This is a genomic window from Pseudomonas sp. B6001 (assembly GCF_013386015.1).
Taxonomy (GTDB): domain Bacteria; phylum Pseudomonadota; class Gammaproteobacteria; order Pseudomonadales; family Pseudomonadaceae; genus Aquipseudomonas.
The window spans coordinates 1-1,505 of record NZ_JACAOX010000048.1 but is presented as its reverse complement, the minus strand read 5'-3'; the positions used below and the strand labels follow the sequence as shown (position 1 = coordinate 1,505).

At 62.5% G+C, this 1,505-nt stretch carries 1 protein-coding gene; it reads left to right on the top strand.

The window, feature by feature from the left end:
• Nucleotides 1–105: 105 nt before the first annotated feature.
• Nucleotides 106–1,458 carry a tetratricopeptide repeat protein gene (locus HX821_RS30305; RefSeq protein WP_177037286.1) on the top strand — a complete coding sequence of 451 codons (1,353 nt, stop codon included), beginning with the start codon at nt 106–108 and terminating at the stop codon, nt 1,456–1,458.
• Nucleotides 1,459–1,505 lie beyond the last annotated feature (47 nt).

Below are 1,505 nucleotides of genomic sequence, written 5' to 3'. Positions count from 1 at the left end.
CCAAGGCTCGGCAGCTGCTACGGTAAGGTTTGAAGTTTGAGGGACCCATCACTGGCACAAGGTTTGCCCTTCTAACCGCTATCTGAACCCATGAGTTTGAAGCGCATGTCACTGGATTACCTGGGCAACCCCATCGACACCCGCAACCCCGCCACCCGTCAGGGCCTGGATGATTTCGTCGGCGGTTTTCTCGGCTATCAGCCCCGTGCCGAGGGCATCCTCGCGGTCGCCGATGCCGACCCCGACTCAGCATTGGCCAACGGATTTGCCGGCCTGCTGCTGATGTTTATCGAGTCGCCCGAGGGCCCTGTGCTGGCCGAGAAGTACCGTCAGCGGGCGGCGGCGGTGAATTCCCGGCATCCCCGGGCGCTCGTGTATCTGCAAGTGCTGCAAGCCTGGATCAACGACGAGCTGGATGAAGTGCTGCGCCTCAGCGAGCATCTGCTGGATCTTTATCCGCGGGACCTGCTTGCGGCCAAGCTCAACCAGTACCTGGAATTCAACCGGGGCAACTGGCCGGCGCTGCTGCGGATCGGGTTGAAGGCCACCGCCGGCGCGCCGGATATCGCCCACAGTCACGGGCTACTGGCGTTTGCGTATGAGCAGTGTCATTTGCTGGAGGAAGCCGAGGCCAGTGCGCTTGAAGCGTTGCGGTTGCAGGCGTCCGAGCCATGGGCCCATCACGCATTGGCCCATGTGATGCTGACCCAGGGGCGTATCGAGGAAGGCATCGGGTTTCTGGAGGGCGTGAAGCAGCACTGGGACGGGCTTAACTCGTTCATGTACACCCATAACTGGTGGCATCTCGCGTTGTTTTATCTGGGGCGCGGGGAGGATCAGCGGGTGCTGGAGATTTATGACCGGCATGTGTGGGGGATCTTGCCGGAGTACTCCCAGGATCAGGTGGGCGCGGTGTCATTGCTGGCGCGGCTGGAGCTGGCCGGGATTGATGTGGGTGAGCGGTGGCAGGCGTTGGCGCCCTACCTGCAGCGTCGGGTTGGGGATGCGGTACAGCCATTTTTGAGTGTGCAGTATTTGTATGGATTGGCCCGGGCGGGCAAGCCTGAGGCGGATCAGTTGTTGGCGGCTTTGCGCAGGCACAGTGTGGAAGCGCGGCCGGTTTGGCGGGAAGTGACGTTGCCGTTGGCTGAGGGGTTGTTGGCGCATGCCCGGGGGGATGCCCGGCGGGCGTTGGAACAGCTGGGGATAGCGTTACCGCGGCTGAATGAGATTGGCGGGAGTCATGCGCAGCGGGATTTGTTTGCGCAGGTGGAGCTGGACGCACGGTTGCGGGTTGGGGATTGGCTTGGGGCGCAGCAGACGCTGGAATTGCGCCGGCGGTATGACGGGCTGGATGTGCCGACGAATCGAGCTTTGGTGGTGGTGTATGAGGCTTTGGGGTTGCCTGGGGAGGCGCTGCGGGCGCGGGCGCGGATTGGGGGGATATCCGTTATTTAGGTGATGGCTTGTATTGGTTCCGCTCTTGCCCCACCACTCGGCACCTC

Excerpts from the sequence above, each read along its gene's own strand:
- HX821_RS30305 (WP_177037286.1), top strand. The coding sequence starts at position 106 with ATGTCACTGGATTACCTGGGCAACCCCATCGACACCCGCAACCCCGCC.